Below are 21,119 nucleotides of genomic sequence, written 5' to 3' on the forward strand. Positions count from 1 at the left end.
GGATTGCAGAAAGGAGCGATGAAGAGTGAAGTTTGGATTTGATATCGATGATACACTAATTGATTTAAGGCAGCATGCTTTTCATTTATATAATAAGAAATTAAACAAAAAAGTAGGGTTGGATGTATTCCATTCTTTAAAAACAATTGAAATTCATGAAGCATTTGGCATGACTTCCGAGGAAGGCGGTCATATGTGGAATAGTTTGCTGGATGAGATTTATTATACTTCTTGTTCACCGTTTCCGTATGCTGTAGAGACATTGCAAGAATTAGAAAGACAGGGACATGAAATTTACTATATAACGGCGCGACCTAAAGAGCATGGAGAGCAAACAAAAAAATGGTTAATAGAAAAAGGATTTCCGGTACATGAAGATCGCTTTTTCTATGGAATGAAGGATGAAGAAAAAATACACTTTATACAAGAAATAAAATTAAACTATTTCTTTGATGATAAGCCGGCTGTTTTAGAAACGTTAATAGGAAAACCGATAAATGTATATGCAAAAACTACTTCTTACAATCAATATCTCAATATCCCGCGTATTACAAATTGGATGGAGTTAGGAGATATTATAAAGAAAGATATGTGAGGATTTAAATGGAAAATCAAATAGAGCCAAGAGCATATTGAGTATTACAATTTTAGAGGAAAGACATACGTATTATGTCTTTCCTTATTTTTTAATATTATCGTTTTTATTAGTGTGATGTGCTAGGAGTACTTCTAATAGAGGGGGAATAGAAAAATGAGCAATAAGAAAAATATTTTTAAGCTAGTCTTGTATGGAAGCGTAATTTATATATCATACCAGTGATGGTTTTCCCTGGTGCCACAGTATATGCGGATATTTTGGGTAAGAAGTTCAAGAATTAATGAGATGTGTTCATGATCATGAATTTTTGGAAAACGAAAATTACAATGTTAGGTTATTTTGAATCAGTAGTGGACGATATGCAAAATTACATATTACAAAATAAACATCGTAATTTTTGGATTCTTGGTATAAAATACATTACTTAAACTATATATTAGAATGGAGAAAGTGAATTGGGATTATTAAGAAACAGTAAGATTGGTACAAAACTAAACATATTAATAACTATATCAAGTATTGCATGTATAGTATTATCCCTAATAGGGTTTTGGGGGTTAGAAAGAGGGAAAAGTACTTCCTCTAATATGTATGAGGATAATTTACTGCCAATTGAGTGGATTGGAATTGTAGAATCTAATTTTTATCACGTTAATATGAACTTTATGGAAATAATGTTATCAAAAGATGAAAAAAGAATGAACGAATTAATAAGAGAAATGGATGGGATTCGTAAGGAAAATGATCATCTTTTAAAGCAGTTTGAGGCTAAACTTATTTCTACTAAAGAAAAAGAATTATATAACACGTTTCATGAAACATTTAATGAATTAAGGACTCAAATGAAGAAAGCACAAGAATTAGGGAAGTCTAATAATGAGGAAGCATATGCATATTATCTAAAAGAGATTGAACCTAATATGCAAAAATCAATTCGTGAATTGATTTTATATAATAGTAATAATGCAGAGCTTTTACAGAAGGAAAATAATAATAGTGCTCAAAATACAATGATAATGTTTGTTAGTATTTCGATTTTAGCAATTTTAATAATTATATTAATTGGATATGTTATTAAATTAACTATCCGAAAACCACTTGCATTACTACAAAATGATATGGAAAAAGTAGCAGCTGGAGATTTAACAACACGTACTCCTTATAAAGCAAATAATGAATTAGGGCATATTGTTCAGTCTTTTAATAGTATGTTAGATAACCTTCAACAATTAATTGCGAATGTTAAGATGACAACACAAGAGGTTATTTTTACTACGGAGGGTGTATTACAAGATACAAATCGAGCGTCTAGTATTTCAAATGAGGTTGTACAGACTGTTTTAGAAGTAAAAACAAAAATAGAAGGACAGGTAACTAGTATTCAGGAGAGCTCATCCTCAATGGAAGAAATTACAACCGGGGTGCAAACTGTAGCTGAATCTTCAGCAGTAGTCGCTGAGGTAGCAGTAACGACTACAGAACGAATAAATATCGGTAGTGAAGTGATAAATCACTCTATTCTTCAAATGAATAGTGTGCATGATGTTGTCGAGGAAACATCAAAAGTAATAAATAAACTTGTTACACGTACACAACAGATTGATACAGCTCTCGCTGCAATTACTAATATTGCCGAACAAACGAATCTTCTTGCCTTAAATGCCGCTATTGAAGCGGCACGTGCTGGAGAGAATGGGAAAGGATTTGCAGTGGTTGCCGCAGAAGTTCGAGACTTGGCTGAGCAATCTAAAGAATCTGCAAAAGAAGTTAATCATTTAATAAAATCCATTCAAAAAGATACCCAAGATACAGTTAATGTCATGCAAAAAGGACAACAAAAGGCAGTAGAAGGAAAAGAAGCTGCTTACAAAGCGAATCAAACCTTCTTGTCTATTATGAGAGATATTGATAAGATTACAGGTCAAATTCAAGAAGTATCCGCAGCGACAGAAGAGATGTCTGCTGGTACAGAAGAAGTAAATGCTTCTCTTTCGCTAGTTTCTGAAACTGCAACGGATGTGAAAAAGGAGACTCTTCAAACTGTAAATTCAATTCAATCACAGGCCGTATCAATTGAACAAATATCAATCCAATCCAACAAAATGAAAGAAAAGGTGGAAGAATTAACGGAATTGGTTTCAAAATTTAATATTACAGAACAAAAAGAATAAGTAAATTGTAAAAGATTAGGTACGGCTATCAGCCTAAAAATAATTGATTTTTTACGATTAAAAAGATTTTAGTAATTAATTCAATCACAAGTGTAATAACATGTATAAAAAACATGAAGACTTAAGAGTCTTCGTGTTTTTTTTATTGAATAATGTCTGAAAAAATATTGATAATTATACGATATTTTGGAATTTATCACAAAATATTCATATATGCAAAATTACATACATTTAATGATTGATAATCACGAGTTAATGTAACTATAATAATTACACTGATAAGTAACTTATTGACGACAGTTATAAGTGAAGAAGGAGGGCTTTATTGTATTTTGTATATAAAAAAATAGAGAAGGAGATATGCAAATGAAAAGGTTACTTGTTATAGGCCTAATGTATACAATGTTTTTCCTCATAGGAAATATACACTTACATGCTGATGAACGAATAAAGGCAAAAAAAATTACTAGTTTAGAAGAGCCTACTTGGATATTTCAGGCGGGCATAAGTAAGGGGAAATATCATGACCGACAAGATTTAGGATTTATTTTGAAGAGAAATACACCATTAAAGGTAAGACAAACAAATCCTAATTTTAAAGACAAATTAACATTACGTTTATTGTCTAATGACTCAAAAAATGAAAAATCCATACAAGTAGGAAATGAATGGGTTACTATCCAAGGTGATACGTCTTTAGTTCCTTTCATAGATACTCCGTACGGTGAAGAGCACGCTGTACTTGAGTACCAAGTAGGGAATGAAAGTGCTACTAAACCCCTTCCCATTTATAAACAACAAGGAAGTGTATCTCAATTTTTTAGTGCATGGGATCAATTTGATGGAGAGTATGCGTTACTTCAAGGGGAGAGTTTTCAATTATTTGTACCTAAAAAAGATAAAGAGTTAGTAAGATCTTTAAAAGATTTTCAATCGTTGGATGAGTTAATTGCGTATTATGAAGATATTTTTGTGATGTATGATTCAATTATTGGTTTAGATGGCTCAACGTTTGAAAATAAAAAAAGTCAAAATCGTTATTTCTTAAAAGCAGATATATCTGGTGCTGGCGGTGCCTATTATGGCACAAATTGGACAGCGAATAGTACAGATAGTACAAAGATGTGGTTAGATAAACTAAGTTGGGGAACTTTACATGAAATCGCTCATGGATACCAAGCTGGTTTTGATAATCAAGGAATATTTACAGGAGAAGTTTCTAATAATCTATTTGGTGTTCAATATCAATATAGTAAATACGGCAAAAAAGCAGATCAAGTTGGTTGGTTGTTTAATTTCGGGAAAAAGGAACAGGTAGAACGGAATTTATATAATGCTCTAATGAAAGAAAATAAAAATTATGATGATTTAGATTTACGACAAAAACTTATTCTTTTAACGATGGCGAAACAAAAAGCTGGCGATGAAGCATTTGCAAAAATGTATCAAGGTTATCGAAAACTAGCTAGCAATACTGCTTTCAAAAAAGGTGACCATTCTTTACCAGATTTAATGAATCAGTATTATAGTGAGAATGGACAAGTTGATTTTACACCTGTTTTTGAAAGGTGGGGTTTTAAGCTTAATCATAAACAAATAGAGATGAATAGGGCGAAAGGTTTTCCGGCTGTTACTTCTTTAGCTTATATAGTGCCTGAATCACAATTAGCGAAAGCAAGAGCTATAGTTGATCCTGATATTCCGATAAACTCCAACTTCGAAATAGTTACGAATCAGCAAATTGCTCCACTTGGGCTAAAAGGGAATTTGCATATCCATTTAAATACAAATGAAATAGATACATTAAAAGGAGGAAAAATTAAATTAAAAGAAGGGAATACAGTTATTCAAGAGAAAACAATTGAAACAACAGATATCAATTTACAAGACGTACCAAATGGAGTGTATACGGTTGAAATTTCAGGTGGGAAAACGAATAGTATGTACCATTTCAGTTCGTATTATGCCTATGTAAAAGAAAAAGATAATAGTCTAAAGATTGATATTAACGAAATGAAAGTGAGTAAGTTGGTAAATGAAACGATTCAATTCCTAGGATTAGGAGATGACCAGTTTGCCGTATTAAATACAGACTTAGAGCAAAATCGAGCTATTTTTACGATTACTACTAAAACGCCTCATAGCTATTATGCAGGTGAAAAATATGCATCGATAGAGGTCTTTAATGAAAAAGGTGAAAAAATTTATACGAAGGAAATGGAAGGAACAAATGTAACAATTGTAAAAGATATCATTCCACTAAAAGAGGGATATAGAATTAAAATCTATCATGATGAAATAAAAAAACGATTAACTAGTAAAGCTACTATTATTAATCCTATGAATAAAACGAATGAATTTATAATAACAAAATGGGGATTGAAAAATACTTCTTTGCAAAATAATCCAGAAGAAAATCTTATACAAAGAATTGATGAAGAAATGGAAGCGATTATAGGTAATCAGTTTTTAAAAGAGATACCAATGCAAAAATTAGAAATGAAAAAGAATGTGTGGATGGCAATAAATATGTTATCAGAACCACAAAAAATAACGTATATGAATAAATATAAAGATAGCTTATATAATGAATAATTTTTGAGAAATGAATTGAATCTAAAAAAGTAGCAAACCAATCTATTAACCTATGTATGTAGAGGTATGTAAAAACGATTGGCTATAGTTAAAATTTTTTATCTATGCTTAAAATTCTAAAATACATTTATTTAATTTAATAATACGATTATAAAGGAGTAAAAATATGAATAATTTCGTAAAGTTAGGTTTAACTACAGGAGTGGTGTTATCGGCGATTATGCCTTATGGAGGAGTACATGCGGAAACAGAAGATTTAAAAGTGGAAACAAAGGAAGATACGTTCCGAACAGGTAATTTAACAGCACCTTCTCAAAATTCGGCAGAAAATGTAGCAAAGGATGCACTAAAAGGAAAAACAGAACAAGCATTATCATCAAAGCAAGTTAATACGGAATCCAAAGTTAATTATAATGTTACGCAAATTCGTAAATCTTATGATGGTACTACATTGGTACGTCTTCAACAAACGTATGAAGGACGTGATGTATACGGATATCAACTAACAGCACATATTAATGATGATGGTGTACTTACGAGCGTTTCGGGAGATAGTGCCCAAAATTTACAACAACAGGAAGATTTGAAACAACCTATTACTCTATCAGAAGAGGATGCAAAGAAACAGCTTTTCAACATCTATGGAAATGATCTCACATTTATCGAAGAACCAGAAATTAAACAAGTGGTATATGTAGATGAAAATACAAATAAAGCTACAAACGCATATCAAATTACTTTTAGTGCATCTACACCTGAATATGTATCCGGTACAGTATTAATTGATGCTTTTGGTGGTAATCTATTAAAAGAACTCGTTCAAAAATTGGGTATACAAGTAGAGAGTAGTATTGTCCAATCTGCGACATCAAATAAATCAACAGATCCTTCAAAATTAACAGGTACAGGAAAAGATGACTTAGGTATTAATCGTACGTTTGGAATTACACAAAGAAGTGATGGAACGTACATGCTTGCAGATTATTCTCGTGGTAAGGGAATTGAAACATATACTGCTAATTATAAAGATTATAATAATTATAGAAGAAATGTATGGGGTTATCTCGATGATTTAGTAACAAGTAATTCTACAAATTTTACAGATCCTAAAGCAGTTAGTGCCCATTATTTAGCAACGAAAGTATATGATTTTTATCAAGAAAAATATGGCCGTAACAGCTTTGATAATAACGGACAAAAAGTAATTTCTGTCGTTCATGGTTGGAACACAAATGGTACGAATAAAGGAAATCCTAAGCAGTGGTTTAATGCATTTAGTAATGGCGCTATGCTAGTATACGGAGATCCAATTGTTAGAGCATTTGATGTGGCAGGACATGAATTTACACACGCGGTTACAAGAAATGAGTCTGGACTTGAGTACGCAGGAGAAGCTGGTGCAATTAATGAAGCGTTATCTGATATTTTAGGAGTAGCCGTTGAAAAGTATGCCAATAACGGAAAGTTCAATTGGACAATGGGAGAACAATCAGGTCGTATTTTTAGAGATATGAAAAACCCATCATCTATCTCTTCTAGATATCCAGAGGATTATAGGCATTATAATAACTTACCTATTGATGCTGACCACGATCATGGTGGTGTACACACGAACTCTAGCATTATTAATAAAGTAGCTTACTTGATTGCTAGTGGTGGAAGCCATAATGGAGTAAACGTACATGGCATTGGAGAAGATAAAATGTTTGATATTTTCTATTATGCAAATACGGATGAATTAAATATGACTTCTGATTTTAAAGAATTAAAAGAAGCTTGTATTCGTGTAGCAACGAACTTATATGGTAAAGACTCATTAGAAGTACAAGCTGTCCAACAAGCCTTTAAAGCAGCGTATATTTAATATTATTGTGATGAATTACAAACTCTTTCATTTTAATATAGTGATTAATTTGTATTTATAGAAAAAAACCTTGTAGAATTTTTCTGCAAGGTTTTTTGAATGTTATCCCGCTATTTGCTGGGCAGTAAGACCCCCACCTCAAAATTTAGCTGTTATTTTTTTACTTGTTGTAAAGGATGGAAAGCTTTTAAGGTTGTGGCACGCCTCTTAAGAAAAAGATAAGGCGAAGCGATCTCGCTGTTATTTCCCAACAACAAACATTTTATTTAGTGAAAGTTACCAAACGTTTTTCAAAACTATTTTACCTATTGCTTTATTTGACTCCAAATATTCATGTGCTTGTGCAACTTCATCAAACGTAAAAGATTTAGAATCTAGCAATGGACGAAGTTTTCCTTCTTCTACAATTTGCGTTATTTTCGTTAAGATTTCTCCGCAATCATTACGCTTATCTGTATGTAATATTTTTAATGCCATAAAAGTAACGTGCAGAGAGAGTCCTTTTGCGTGTAAAGGAGAGAGGTCATGGGTTGAACGAGCTGCAATAGTTACGACAGTTCCATTGACCGCAGCAGCTTCAAAAGAATGATCAAGATTCTTGCCGCCTACTGTATCAAATATAACTTCAAATCCGTTTCCGTTCGTATGTTTTTGTACATATTCTTGAACAGATTCTTCTTTATAATTAATAGCTATATCGGCTCCTAAACGATGGGCTATTTCCATTTTGTTTTGCTGAGAAGCTGTTGTAAAAACTTTAGCGCCTGCCCATTTAGCTAGTTGAATGGCTACGTGTCCTACGCCACCAGTAGCTCCATGAATGAGAACATTTTGACCAGGTTTAATATTTGCACGATCAAATAAAGATTCCCAAGCTGTAATTGCAACTAATGGTAGAGCAGCAGCTTCTTCCATTGTTAAATTATTAGGTTTGTGAGCAATTAATCGTGCATCAGCAAGCATAAATTCTGCAAGTGCACCTCCAGTTTCTTTAAAACCTCCGGCACATCCGTAAACTTTATCCCCTGATTTGAATTTCGAAACACCTTCTCCTACTTCAATAACAATACCAGCTACATCGCCGTGTAATATAGCTGGAAACTCAGGAGCGACGGCTGAAACGGCACCACTACGCATTTTTGTATCGATTGGATTTACACTTGTTGCTTTTACATCGATTAGAACATGACCTGGTAAAAGTTTCGGTTTTGAAACTTCTTCTAATTGAAATACAGATGAATCCCCAAAAGAATGGATAATTTGTGCTTTCATAGTTTATACCTCCTGTTTGTGGTTATAGCATAGCAAAGTACGAAAAATAAGTATAATATTTTGAATTTGGTTAGTGAGAATTTTATATAAAGAAGAGGAAAGTGCATGAAATGAAATGAAATGAAATAATGTAACGTACTTCTAAAAACTACTGTAAAGCTTTTTGAAGAAAGGGTAGATGTTATTTTTGCAGCATGATTTATTCATTATGTTTATTATTACTCACTTAGTATAGGTATTTTAAAGTGCCTACATCACTTTAAAGTACGTACTGCTATTCATGTTATGGCCGATTTATAATAACACTCGTAGCACAAAGAAAGTTATAACGGTTACAATAGGCAACAATGTGGTGTTACAGTATTGCCTATCAATTTTGAGTAGAAATATGAAAAGTATAGATTTATATGAATGAAGGAAAGAAAGTGGATTGTGAGCTACAAAAGGATTAAATCGTCTTATTATAGAGAAGCCTTTTGGTTATAATGTAACGTCTGCTCGTGAGTTTAGCGATAAATTAATTGAATATTTTGATAAAAATGATATTTATTATAACGATCATTATCTTTGAAAATGAATGGTAACTAGGAATACACTTAGAAAAGTATTACGAAATAAATCGTATGTAATTCAAGACATTTTTATTGACGATAATAATTTATGTGGTTAATATATTAGACGTAAGATTATTTAATTACTAAAAGTAATCAAATATAAAATGTTTCGTTAAATTCTATAAATAAGTAAGTTGTGGTAGAAATGCTTTGAATTGCCACTATTAATATTGGGGACAATTAAAAAGCGAAAGGTATAAAAAGAATTGGGATTTGATAACTCTTTGTTTTTATAAAACATGAGCTTCTGTACAATTCATTTTTAAAATATTGACAAGGATTATACAACAAGAGGGGGACTGAAATTGGAATCAATGACCTTTGTTTTATTTGGAGCGACAGGGGACTTAGCGAAACGCAAAATTTACCCAGCACTATATAATTTATATAGAGATCAAAAGCTTCCAAAGCAAATATCCGTTATCGGGCTTGGGAGACGTCAAGTATCTCATGTAGATTTTCAAGAAAGAATAAAAGAATCAATAGAGACGTTTTCCCGTCATAGAGAAGAAGGTACTCCGGAACTGGAAGGTTTTTTAGATAATTTTCGCTATTGTCCATTAGATGTGAGTAAGCCGGAAGACTATGAGAGGTTATTACAAGTCGTTCGTGAAAGGGAAGAAGAATTACATATAAAAGGAAATAGAATGTTTTATCTTTCCGTTGCTCCTGAATTTTTCGAGACCATTGCTTTAAATATTAAGGAAAGCGGACTTGATAAAACGGATGGATGGAAACGTCTGATGATTGAGAAACCATTCGGGCACGACCTTACATCTGCTCGTGAGCTTAACGATAAGCTTAGTCGCACGTTTGAAGAAGACGAGATATACCGTATCGATCATTATTTAGGTAAACCGATGATTCAAAATCTTGAAGCATTAGAATTTGCAAATCCTGTTCTCCAATCAATTTGGAATAAAGAACATATAGCGAATGTACAAATCACAGCGAGTGAAACAGTTGGGGTTGAAGAAAGGGCAGGATATTATGACCAGGCAGGGGCCATTCGAGATATGGTTCAAAATCATATGTTACAAATATTAATGATGACTGCTATGAATCTGCCGGAAAAGGTTAATGCATGTGAAATTCGAGAGGAAAAGCGAAAGGTAATGGAAACGCTTCGTAAAGTGAAAAAAGAAGACGTTCAAAGCCATATCATTCGCGGACAATACGCTGCAGGTGAGATAAAAGGCGGGCAAGTTGTAGCATACAAAGAGGAGCCAGGAGTAAATCCTTCTTCTAACATAGACACATTTGTTGCTGCTCGCCTGTGGATCGATAATCCATTTTGGACTGGCGTTCCCTTCTATATACGAACAGGCAAACGAATGAAAGAAAAGTCTACTCGTATTGTAATCGAATTTAAAAATACGTTAAAACAGCAATATCAAGATAATAATCCAAATGCAGCACCTAACTTATTAATAATTGAAATTAGCCCAGGTGAGAACGTTTCATTACAGTTAAACAGTAAAAATCCATTGAAAAATGGAGAAATTGAACCGATGCGTATTAACTTTACTTGTGAGCAAGCGGATGTGGGAGTACCTGAAGCGTATGAAAGACTCATTCATGATGCTGTGAGTGGAGACGCTACATTCTTTGCACATTGGAGAGAAGTTGAATTGTCATGGGAATGGGTACAACCAATTCTTGAAGCGTTCGAGGAAAACTTATTGCCGCTTTATGAATATGAGTCTGGTTCATATGGTCCAGAAGCGTCTAATGAACTGTTGCAAGAAAGTGGATTTAAATGGTGGTTAGATCAAGAGACGGAAAAATAAGTACTTTCTTTAATGAAAGCATTTAAGGGGACGATTACTATGACACAAAACATAAATCAATTAGCAGTGAATACACTTCGTACGTTATCGATTGATGCTATTAATGCGGCAAACTCAGGTCATCCAGGTCTTCCGATGGGAGCAGCACCAATGGCTTATGCATTATGGGCGAATCATTTAAATTACAATCCTAATCACCCAGAATGGTTTAACCGTGATCGTTTCGTTTTATCGGCGGGACATGGATCTAGTCTGTTATATAGCCTACTTCATTTAGCTGGATATGACGTTTCAATTGATGACTTGAAAAATTTCAGAAAGTTAAATAGTAAAACACCTGGACATCCTGAGTTTGGGCATACTCCTGGAGTTGAAGCGACTACAGGCCCGTTAGGACAAGGGATTGCTAATGCTGTAGGAATGGCAATGGCAGAAGCTCATTTAGCAGCGAAGTTCAATAAGGATGGTCACTCTATTATAGATCACAATACGTATGCTTTAGTCGGAGATGGTGACTTAATGGAGGGTGTCGCTTATGAAGCGATGTCAATGGCAGGACATATGAAACTTGGCAAGTTAATTGTACTGTATGATTCAAATGAAATTTCACTTGATGGTGAATTAGGCATTGCTTTCTCTGAAGATATTCAGAAAAGGGCAGAATCTGTACATTGGCAATATGTAAGAGTTGAAGATGGAAACGATGTTGATGCGATTACAAAAGCTATTCAATCAGCGAAAGAAAATACGGATCAACCTACTCTTATAGAAATTAGAACCATTATAGGTTATGGAAGTCCAAAAGTTGCTGGAACGAACAAAGCACATGGTAATCCGCTTGGAGTAGAAGAAGCGACAGCGACAAAACAAGTGTATGGTTGGGATTATGAGGAAGATTTCTTTGTACCTGAAGAAGTAAAAGCTCATTTTAATGAACTAAAACAAAAAGGTATTGAAAAAGACAATGACTGGAATGAGCAGTTCAACTTATACAGAGAAGCGAATCCTACACTGGCAGATGAATTAGAAAAAGCGATTACAGGTGAGGTTTTAATTGAAGCAAAAGACATTCTATCTTTTGATACTGAAAAAACGATTTCCACTCGTGTTGCAAGTGGGGAAGCTATTAATCATTATGTGAAATCGATTCCTTCTATTTTCGGTGGAAGTGCGGATCTTTCTCATTCTACGATGACAGATATAAAAGGTGAAGCAGTATATGCAGTAGAATCATATGCTGGACGAAATATATATTTCGGTGTACGTGAACATGCAATGGGCGCTGCAGCGAATGGATTGGCGCTTCATGGAGGAGTAAAACCTTTCGTAAGTACATTCTTTGTATTTAATGATTATCTTCGTCCGTCCATTCGACTGGCTGCACTGCAAAAGTTACCTGTTACTTACGTATTTACACATGATTCGATTGCTGTAGGAGAAGATGGTCCAACGCATGAACCAATTGAACAATTGGCAGCTCTTCGAGCAATTCCTGGTTTAACAGTTATCCGCCCGTCAGATGCAAATGAAACAGCAAGTGCTTGGGCGTATGCTTTACAGCAAACGGATGGTCCAGTCGTTTTAGTACTGAGTCGTCAAAATTTACCGGTGTTTAATGAAACGAAAGCGAACATAGAGAATTTCTCTAAAGGAGCTTACGTATTAACACAAACAAATGAAAATCCGGATGTAATTTTAATTGCGACAGGTTCTGAAGTATCCTTAGCGGCTAGTGCGAAAGCAAAATTAGAAGAAGATCAAGTTTCTGTTCGCATCGTTGCAATGCCGAGCTGGGAGTTATTCGATCGCCAATCGAACGAATATAAAGAATCCGTTCTTCCGTCTTCTATAACGAAACGAGTATCTCTTGAGATGGGTGTATCTCTCGGTTGGGAACGTTATGTAGGACAAGAAGGAAAAGTAATATCAATTGAAACATTTGGAGCTTCAGGTACTGGAGCTGAAGTCATGAATCTATTTGGATTTACGACAGAAAATGTTGTTCAAATTACAAAAAATGTGTTGAATTCTTAAGCTATGACTGTGAATACCTTTCTGTACATATTAAAATTTCAGTGCTGAAAGGTATTCCAGATTGTAGTGATATGGATTTTTAATAAAAGATGATTTGAGGAGGAATTATATTATGCAAGTAGGATTAATTGGGTTAGGTAAAATGGGATTAAATTTAGGGAAAAATTTAATGGATCATAAACATGAAGTAGTAGCGTTTGATTTAAATACGAGCGCAGTAGAAGAAATGAAAGAGTACGGGGCAACAGGTACATCTAGTTTAAGTGAACTTGTTCAGTCATTACAATCACCAAGAATTCTTTGGGTAATGGTACCACACGCTGTTGTTGATTCTGTTATTGATGAGGTTACACCACTTTTATCAAAAGGAGATATTTTAATTGAAGCTGGTAATTCACATTATAAAGAGTCTATCCGCCGATATGAGCAATTAAAGAAAGATGGCATTCAATTTATGGATGCAGGAACTTCTGGTGGAATGGAAGGCGCTCGTAATGGTGCTTGTTACATGATCGGAGGAGATCAAGAAGCTTGGGACATCGTTGAACCTATCTTCCGCGATACTGCTGTAGAAAATGGATTCTTATATGCTGGAAAAGCTGGTAGTGGTCACTTCTTAAAAATGGTTCATAACGGAATTGAATACGGTATGATGGCTGCTATTGGTGAAGGATTTGAGATTCTAGAAAAAAGTGAATTTGACTACGATTATGAAAAAGTATCAAGAGTATGGAACAACGGTTCAGTCATTCGTTCTTGGTTAATGGAATTAACAGAAAATGCATTTTCTAAAGATGCAAAACTGGATGAGATTAAGGGTGTTATGCATTCTTCTGGTGAAGGAAAATGGACAGTAGAAACAGCATTAGACCTTCAAACAGCAACTCCTGTTATCGCAATGTCTCTATTAATGCGCTACCGCTCATTAGACAATGATACATTTACAGGAAAAGTTGTAGCAGCTCTGCGCAATGAATTTGGCGGACATGCAGTAGAAAAGAAATAAAGTGAAACTTTAATAAGTAGGGGCTTCATTCCACACAAATCGGGCTTTTACGGGATAAGCATATTAAACATGTAACTCATCAACGTTTAAAAACTGGAGGGAATTAATCATGAAATTTTTTATTGATACTGCAAATCTTGAGGATATAAAAAAAGCATATAAACTTGGAGTTTTAGCTGGTGTTACAACGAATCCTTCTTTAGTAGCAAAAGAGGGCATTAAATTTGAAGACCGTATTGCAGAAATTTGTCAGGCGGTTCCTAAAGTTGAATCTGTTTCGGCAGAAGTAACGCCAGATGCTGTTACAGCTGAAGAGATGATCGCCCAAGCAGAAGAACTGATTAAAATTAACGGTGGCGATGAAAAAGTTACAATTAAACTTCCGATGACGTTAGCAGGATTAGAAGCTTGTCGCTACCTTACTGAAAAAGGTGTGAAAACGAATGTTACACTTATTTTCACGGTGAACCAAGCACTTTTAGCTGCTCGAGCAGGTGCAACGTACGTTTCTCCATTTTTAGGACGTTTAGATGATATTTCTGAAGATGGTGTACTATTAGTTGCTAAAATTGCTGAATTATTCGATGTTCATCAACTAGATACACAAATTATTGCGGCTTCTGTTAGACATCCAGATCATGTAACTCGTGTAGCGATGGCAGGTGCTCACATTGCAACAATCCCTTATAAAGTAATTGAACAACTTGCTATGCACCCATTAACAGACCAAGGTATTGAGAAATTTGCTGCTGATTGGGCGAAAGCGCCTAAATTATAATGTTATGAAAGTGAAGGTGCTTTCCGAAAGTTGTTTTTCATGAGAAGACAAATCCTAAGTAACTTCATCGTTTAAAGTGGATACTGAGTTTGTAGTCTTACTACGTGAAAACAGCAAGAGAAGAAAGTGTCATTCACTTTTAAAAAAGGGAAAATTGATCGCGCGAAGCGTTTATCACAATAACATTATAATTATGGAAGAGAAATCCCCTTATCAGAGAGGTGAGTTAACATGTATCTCTGATAAGGGAGATTCTTTTTGTATAAATTATTATTTTGTGAAGATGATTTGTATATCGATATATAAATTCTTACTCATGAAAGAACTATATAGGTTCTCTTAATTGTATAGCAATTTTGAAAGGGTTTACATAAAGGGGGATTGAGTATGAATATGTACCTTTTAATGATTACATTATTATCAATTGTAATTGTTATTTTAGGGGTATCTTGGTGGAGATGGCATGCGTTTATTAGTTTAACGATTGCAAGTTTGTTTTTAGCAATTATGTCTGGAATGCCAATGGATAAAATAGTGAGTGCTTATGAAACGGGAGTCGGAAGTGTTCTAGGACATTTAGTAGGCATTTTAGTATTAGGTACAATTTTAGGGAAAATGATGGCAGAGTCAGGTGCTGGAATGCAAGTGGCAGAGTTCTTTATTAAATCCTTTGGGATAAAAAACTTACCATGGGCTATGTTAATTGCAGGTTTTATTATTGGAATTCCGGTGTTTTTTGAAGTAGGTATTTTAATATTACTGCCGTTAGTAATTTCAATTCATAAAACTACGAAACAAAATATTTTATTGATAGCGTTACCAGCAATTGCTGGGCTATCTGTCGTACACGGCCTTGTTCCTCCGCATCCAGGGGCCATAGTTGCAATTGGTATTTATAAAGCGAATCTTGGGAAGGTACTAATGTATTCACTCATTATTACATTTTTTGCAGCGATTATTGCAGGTCCTATATTCGCTAAATGGATTCACGAACGTGTAATTCCTGAAAATGAGCCAGAATTGATTCGTGTAAATACAAAATCAACGAAATTACCAGGAATAGGAGTTTCATTTTTAGTTATATTGTTACCTGTTATGTTAATGGTTTTAGCTGCAGCAGCTCCTTATGTGCCTCTTTCTAATACTTTGATGAAGATTGTCACATTAATCGGTAGTCCTATAATTGCACTATTGATTGCATGTTTTGCGGCGTTCTATTTTCTTGGATTTCGTCAAGGTATCGATAAAAAAGCTATTAAGAAGATAACAGAAGATAGCTTATTACCAATCGGTTCAATTGTTGCGATTATTGGTGCTGGCGGGGGATTTAAGCAAATTCTTATCGATAGTGGTGTAGGCAATGCTATTGCTCAAATGTCTGAGCATTTAGCTCTATCCCCAATTGTATTAGCATTTATAGTAGCAGGATTAATTCGAATTGCGACAGGGTCAGCGACAGTCTCTTTAACAACAGCAGCGGGTATCGTTTCGCCAATCGTTGAAAATACAACAGGTGTGAACTTAGAGTTACTCGTTATTGCAACAGGTGCAGGAGCATTAATGTTTTCACACGTAAACGATGCTGGTTTTTGGATGGTAAAAGAATACCTAGGGTTAACAGTGAAAGAAACATTTAAAACATGGACTGTATTAGAAACGTTACTTTCATTTATCGCTTTTGGAGGAGTTTTAATACTCGATATGTTTGTTTAAAATAAGGATATTTTTATATGAATGTAGAGAGATAACTTTAGCACATAACGTTATGAATAGATAAAATAAATGTATTTTTATGGTTCTTATATTATTAGGATACTGTAGGGATTTTTGTTAGGAGGAAGAAATGGTGAGCTCAAAATATATGATTGGTGTAGACATTGGGACAACTAGTACAAAATCAGTTCTATTTTCTACTGATGGATCTGTTATTGCTAGTCATGGAATTGAATATCCTTTATATTCTCCTACGCCTGAAACAGCAGAACAAGACCCAGAAGAAATTTTTCGTGCAGTAATAAATACGATTAAAGAAACTGTACGATTAAGTAGTGTACAGCCAAGTGATATTCTTTGTGTCTCTTTTAGTTCGGCAATGCATAGTATCATTGCCGTAGATGAAAAGGGAGAGCCGTTAACGAGATGTATTACTTGGGCAGATAATAGAAGTGCAAGCTGGGCGGAGAAAATAAAGAATGATATGAATGGTCATGAAATTTACCTTCGTACTGGCACACCAATTCATCCTATGTCACCGCTTTCGAAATTAGTTTGGCTACAGAATGAGCAGGCAGAATTGTTTGCAAAAAGTTATAAATTCATTTCTATTAAAGAATATGTTTTTTACAAGTTATATAAAGAGTATGTAATTGATTATTCTATAGCGTCAGCAACAGGGATGTTTAATTTGAAATCTTTAAAATGGGATGAAGAGGCTTTACATGTTGCGGGAATTACAGATGAAAAGCTTTCTAAACTTGTTCCAACAACGCACAGTTTAACAGGATTAGATGAAGAGCTTGCCAAAGAGATGAATGTACTTGTTTCTACGCCTTTTGTAGTAGGAGCGAGTGATGGAGTACTATCTAATTTAGGTGTAAATGCAATAGATCCTGGCGTTGTGGCTGTTACAATTGGTACAAGCGGTGCGATACGTGCTGTAACAAATCGTCCTGTAACAGATCCAAAAGGTAGAATTTTTTGTTATGCGTTAACTGAAGACCATTGGGTAATCGGTGGACCAGTTAATAATGGCGGTATGATTTTCAGATGGGCTCGTGACCAATTGGGTACTTCAGAGATTGAGCTTGCAAAGCGTTTAGGGAAAGATCCATATGAAGTACTTACTGAAATAGCAGCAAAAGTGAATCCTGGATCTGACGGTTTATTGTTTCACCCGTATTTAGCAGGGGAAAGAGCTCCTTTATGGAATGCAAATGCACGAGGATCTTTCTTTGGACTCGGATTGCATCATAAGAAAGAACATCTTATCCGTGCTGTTTTAGAAGGAGTAATTTATAATTTATATACGGTTCTTCTCGCTTTAAAAGAGTTAATTGGCGAACCGAAAAAAATTCAAGCGACAGGCGGCTTTGCAAGGTCGGAACTTTGGAGACAGATGATGGCGGACATCTTCCATCAAGACGTATATGTTCCGGAAAGTTTCGAAAGCTCTTGCTTAGGAGCTGCAATCCTAGGTTTATATAGTTTAGGTGAAATAGATACATTATCTGTAGTTTCTGAAATGGTAGGTGCAGATTTCCATCATGAGCCAAACATGGAAAGTGTGGAAAAATATAAAGATTTAACGCCAATCTATATCCGTCTGTCCCGTCAATTGGAAGAAGAATATGAAAGTATAGCAGCGTATCAAAAAAAGTGGGTTTAAAAGCTATTTACCAAGAAAATATGGTAACGTATAAAGAGGTACTCCGATTTTTTAGGATACTCTTTCAACATAAAATATTTTAAGAAGCATGATGAACGAAAAATATAGGGAGAGAGGGTTATGAAAATGAAGGATAACAAAGAGTTTATTGGATATGTTGGAACTTACACGAAAGAAAATAGCGAAGGAATATATAAATTTACGCTAGATGTAGAAGCAAAAAAAATTAGTAATGTAACACTTGCCGCTAAGCTGGATAACCCTACATATGTAACGATTAACCGAAAGAATGAATATCTCTATTCTGTTGTTAAGGAAGGCGAATCTGGCGGTGTAGCTGCGTATTCCATTGATAGTCATACTGGAGAACTAATAGCGAAAAATAGACAAGTAGTAGAAGGTGCTTCTCCTTGTCATATTAGTGTTGATAGTGGAAATCATACAGTAGTTACAGCGAATTACCATAAAGGAACGATTGAGTCTTTTGAAATAAATGAAGAAAATGGAACTGTAAATCCTGCTTCATCTATTATGGCACATGAAGGTTCAGGTCCGAATAAAGAAAGACAAGAAAAACCACATGCACATTACGCGGGGTACACTCCTGATGAAAAATATGTAGTGGGCGTTGATTTAGGGATAGATAAAATAATTACGTATGAAGTAAAAGATAGTACATTAACAGAAGTGAATCGTTTATCTGTAAATCCAGGAAGTGGTCCAAGACATATTACTTTTCATCCGAATGGAAAGTATGCGTATGTGATGACGGAGCTTAGTTCAGAGGTTATTGTGTTAACATATAATCCTGCAGAAGGATCCTTTACAGAATTACAGTATATTTCTACTGTTCCAGAAGAGTTTGATGAAAATAATCAAGGAAGTGCGATTCATATTTCTTCTGACGGCCGTTTTGTATATGCAGGTAATCGTGGTCATAATAGTATCGCTGTTTATAGCGTAGATCAAAATTCAGGTCAGCTTACATTTGTTGAACACACATCTACAGAAGGAAATTGGCCAAGAGACTTTGTATTAGATCCTACTGAAAAGTTCCTTGTTGCTACAAATGAAAAGTCACATAATCTTGTGTTATTTTCAAGAGATGAATCTACAGGTAAGTTAACACTTTTACAATCTGATGTTGCTGTGCCAGAGCCTGTTTGTGTGAAGTTTGTAAATGTTTAAGTTGTGTTCGATATAATTTCATAAACTTAGAAAATAATAAAAAGCAAAGCTATCGCTTTGCTTTTTATTATTTCTTTTTCGGTCTACGTACTAATTCGCCGCCGCAGTTTGGACAAACGTTATGTCTTTCTTCTGTACATGGTGCGCAAAATGTACATTCATATACACAAATGTATGCTTCAGAATCTTGTTCGAGCGATTGATCGCAAATTTGACAGTTTGTTTTCATTTCTAGTGCCATAATAAGTCTCCTTTTTAGTTAGAAAATTTATAATTTAATTATAATTCATTAAATAGAAATAGTCCTTTTCAATTGAAAGGAAATCGAATAATAAATTTATGAATTGAAACGAAAGATGCTGGTTTATTTTAAAATTGATTATTTATTACAGTTGGAATATTATGAAATATTCAAAAGACAACAGGGGGTATAGATTTTGACTAATCATAACGATCATTTAAAAGCAAACTGTGAAAAATGCTTCGGTCTATGTTGCGTTGCATTACCGTTTGCAGCATCGGTAGATTTTGCAGTGAATAAAGATGGTGGTAAACCATGTTCCAACTTACAATCAGATTTTAAATGTAGTATACATAAAAATCTTAGAGGAAAAGGTTATAAAGGTTGTACAGTATTTGAATGTTTCGGTGCTGGGCAGAAGATTTCTCAGGGTACGTTTAAAGGGATTGATTGGAGGAAAGATGCAAAGCATGCAAGAAAAATGTACGATGCTTTTCCGGTTATGCATCAACTTCATGAAATGCTTTGGTATTTGAATGAAGCGATTCTTTTAAAGGCAACACAGCCAATTCATAAAGAGCTGGAGACCGCAATTGAGGAGACAGAGCGACTTTCGAATTTAAATCCAGATGAGTTAATGAAAATAAATGTTCCAATGCATAGGGCAGAGGTGAACATTCTTCTTTTAGAAACGAGCGAATTAGTATGGAAGGAAATGAATACTGCGCGTAAGAAACGAATCATTCACCGCGGAGCAGACCTTATGGGAGCGAATCTGAAAAAGAAAAATTTACAAGGTGCAAATTTAAGAGGAGCTTACTTAATTGCGGCTAACTTAAATGGTGCAGATTTAAGAGGAGCAGATCTCATCGGAGCAGATTTGCGAGATGCAGATATTCGCGGGGCTGATTTTACTAATAGTATTTTTCTGACGCAAGTTCAAGTTAATGCGGCGAGAGGGGACAAACATACGAAATTACCGAAATTATTGTCTCGTCCATCGCATTGGAGTGCGTAAAGAGTGAGGAGTATTTAGTGTGGATATATTTCAGTATTTAGAAGAGATGCAAGAGGATGTCTTTTCGTTAGCAGTAGAGCAAATAGAAGCGAAGTATTATGATATTTGTTGCATGTTGGCGTCTACAGAATATGCAGAACGAATTAAAGTAATTGATGTAGAGTCATATAAGGAAAGTATTCGAGTAGGTTTGGATGCAGCTGTAGAAATGGCTACTAATGAAGAAGCAAAAGCGATTTATTTTGAGTATGACCTTGATAACGAGTGGACTAGTCAGTTTTATATTTGTGAGGAGTATGCTCCACTTGAAGAAGAGGATGATGATTGGGCTTCTGAATGGACATATGATGTTGAGGGACCGGGGTCTGTAGAATTAGCGGATATGTATAATGAAAATGGCTTTGACACAAGTGAAAAAGCAATCGGTATCACTTTATATTTAATTGCTAAAACGCTGTGTAGTTTTATAAGTGTACGTAGTGAAGTGCAAAATAATATACCGATTTGTATTGGTTTTCACGATCAAGATCCAATAATGCGAACAGGCAGAGACTAAGAATCTCTG

General features: G+C 34.6%; 16 protein-coding genes and 1 pseudogene. 15 read left to right on the plus strand and 2 right to left on the minus strand.

Annotated elements, in window-relative coordinates:
• Window positions 1–25: 25 nt before the first annotated feature.
• The 5 genes from QO049_RS16580 (at window position 26) to QO049_RS16600 (ending at window position 7,228) form a co-directional block, all read left to right on the plus strand.
• The gene (locus tag QO049_RS16580) at window positions 26–595 is read left to right on the plus strand and encodes a 5' nucleotidase, NT5C type (RefSeq protein WP_000668223.1); all 570 of its coding nucleotides are present in this window, start codon (window positions 26–28) and stop codon (window positions 593–595) included.
• Window positions 596–891: 296 nt separating this feature from the next.
• Entirely contained in the window at window positions 892–1,026 is a 135-nt protein-coding gene (locus QO049_RS16585; RefSeq protein ID WP_000605687.1) for a hypothetical protein, read from the plus strand.
• Window positions 1,027–1,053: 27 nt separating this feature from the next.
• Entirely contained in the window at window positions 1,054–2,769 is a 1,716-nt protein-coding gene (locus QO049_RS16590; RefSeq protein ID WP_284489333.1) for a methyl-accepting chemotaxis protein, read from the plus strand.
• Between the two features lie 366 nt (window positions 2,770–3,135).
• Window positions 3,136–5,364 (plus strand): putative mucin/carbohydrate-binding domain-containing protein, encoded by a 2,229-nt coding sequence (locus QO049_RS16595; RefSeq protein WP_246960651.1) that lies wholly within the window; start codon window positions 3,136–3,138, stop codon window positions 5,362–5,364.
• A gap of 166 nt (window positions 5,365–5,530) precedes the next feature.
• Entirely contained in the window at window positions 5,531–7,228 is a 1,698-nt protein-coding gene (locus QO049_RS16600) for a M4 family metallopeptidase (RefSeq protein WP_246960648.1), read from the plus strand.
• A gap of 276 nt (window positions 7,229–7,504) precedes the next feature.
• Here the strand turns inward: QO049_RS16600 and QO049_RS16605 are convergent, their stop codons facing one another.
• On the minus strand, window positions 7,505–8,500 hold the full coding sequence (locus tag QO049_RS16605; RefSeq protein ID WP_000647254.1) for a zinc-dependent alcohol dehydrogenase family protein: 996 nt from the start codon (window positions 8,498–8,500) through the stop codon (window positions 7,505–7,507).
• Between the two features lie 418 nt (window positions 8,501–8,918).
• On the opposite strand from QO049_RS16605, the pseudogene QO049_RS16615 reads away from it, so the two are divergent.
• The 8 genes and pseudogenes from QO049_RS16615 to QO049_RS16650 form a co-directional block, all read left to right on the plus strand.
• Window positions 8,919–9,071 (plus strand): annotated as a pseudogene (locus QO049_RS16615) (glucose-6-phosphate dehydrogenase); the annotation flags it as partial.
• A gap of 348 nt (window positions 9,072–9,419) precedes the next feature.
• Window positions 9,420–10,904: a glucose-6-phosphate dehydrogenase gene (gene zwf / locus QO049_RS16620; RefSeq protein ID WP_000445363.1), complete on the plus strand. Its 1,485-nt coding sequence runs from the start codon at window positions 9,420–9,422 to the stop codon at window positions 10,902–10,904.
• 39 nt (window positions 10,905–10,943) lie between these two features.
• The gene (gene tkt / locus QO049_RS16625) at window positions 10,944–12,938 is read left to right on the plus strand and encodes a transketolase (RefSeq protein WP_000193045.1); all 1,995 of its coding nucleotides are present in this window, start codon (window positions 10,944–10,946) and stop codon (window positions 12,936–12,938) included.
• A gap of 112 nt (window positions 12,939–13,050) precedes the next feature.
• Entirely contained in the window at window positions 13,051–13,944 is an 894-nt protein-coding gene (gene gnd / locus QO049_RS16630) for a phosphogluconate dehydrogenase (NAD(+)-dependent, decarboxylating) (RefSeq protein ID WP_284489334.1), read from the plus strand.
• 109 nt (window positions 13,945–14,053) lie between these two features.
• Complete coding sequence (fsa, locus tag QO049_RS16635; RefSeq protein ID WP_000667676.1) at window positions 14,054–14,722, plus strand: fructose-6-phosphate aldolase; 669 nt, start codon at window positions 14,054–14,056, stop codon at window positions 14,720–14,722.
• 387 nt (window positions 14,723–15,109) lie between these two features.
• Window positions 15,110–16,435, plus strand: coding sequence for a gluconate permease GntP (gene gntP, locus QO049_RS16640; protein WP_246960642.1), 1,326 nt, complete (start codon window positions 15,110–15,112; stop codon window positions 16,433–16,435).
• Window positions 16,436–16,565: 130 nt separating this feature from the next.
• Window positions 16,566–18,107, plus strand: a complete 1,542-nt coding sequence (gene gntK, locus QO049_RS16645) for a gluconokinase (protein ID WP_000254950.1) — start codon at window positions 16,566–16,568, stop codon at window positions 18,105–18,107.
• 120 nt (window positions 18,108–18,227) lie between these two features.
• On the plus strand, window positions 18,228–19,295 hold the full coding sequence (locus QO049_RS16650; RefSeq protein WP_246960639.1) for a lactonase family protein: 1,068 nt from the start codon (window positions 18,228–18,230) through the stop codon (window positions 19,293–19,295).
• A gap of 67 nt (window positions 19,296–19,362) precedes the next feature.
• Here the strand turns inward: QO049_RS16650 and QO049_RS16655 are convergent, their stop codons facing one another.
• Window positions 19,363–19,536: a DUF1272 domain-containing protein gene (locus QO049_RS16655; RefSeq protein WP_001162788.1), complete on the minus strand. Its 174-nt coding sequence runs from the start codon at window positions 19,534–19,536 to the stop codon at window positions 19,363–19,365.
• Between the two features lie 196 nt (window positions 19,537–19,732).
• On the opposite strand from QO049_RS16655, the gene QO049_RS16660 reads away from it, so the two are divergent.
• Window positions 19,733–20,554, plus strand: a complete 822-nt coding sequence (locus QO049_RS16660) for a pentapeptide repeat-containing protein (protein ID WP_000181430.1) — start codon at window positions 19,733–19,735, stop codon at window positions 20,552–20,554.
• Between the two features lie 19 nt (window positions 20,555–20,573).
• On the plus strand, window positions 20,574–21,110 hold the full coding sequence (locus QO049_RS16665; RefSeq protein ID WP_043936689.1) for a hypothetical protein: 537 nt from the start codon (window positions 20,574–20,576) through the stop codon (window positions 21,108–21,110).
• The last annotated feature ends 9 nt before the right edge of the window (window positions 21,111–21,119 follow it).

This window comes from Bacillus sp. RB3 (genome assembly GCF_030164735.1).
GTDB classification, from domain to species: domain Bacteria; phylum Bacillota; class Bacilli; order Bacillales; family Bacillaceae_G; genus Bacillus_A; species Bacillus_A cereus.